At 56.9% G+C, this 239-nt stretch carries 1 protein-coding gene; it reads right to left on the reverse strand.

Going from position 1 to position 239, the window contains the following annotated elements:
• Positions 1-48: 48 nt before the first annotated feature.
• Positions 49-239 (reverse strand): hypothetical protein (locus L9G74_RS24635; protein ID WP_238899024.1); only part of this gene is annotated, 191 nt, incomplete at its 5' end.

Consider the following 239-nt stretch of genomic DNA (forward strand, 5'->3'; position numbering starts at 1 on the left):
GTTTGTACTGCTCCTGAAGCTATATCTGCCTCTCGCTTCTGTGCTGCTTCAGCTTTCCTTGCAGCTTCCTCTGCATCCTTCCGCTGCTTCCAGGAGAGGAACTCCGCCGGAGTTATCGGCTGCGGCCTCGCGGCGGGAGCCGCCTGCGGCGGCGGCGGCGGCGGTTTGCTCCCCTCTTCTGCCCCCATCACGAGAAGCTGCGAAATTTTCACGGTCTATTTTGTTTTTTTTTTTTTTAC

The organism is Shewanella electrica (assembly GCF_022321485.1).
Classification (GTDB): Bacteria; Pseudomonadota; Gammaproteobacteria; order Enterobacterales; family Shewanellaceae; genus Shewanella; species Shewanella electrica.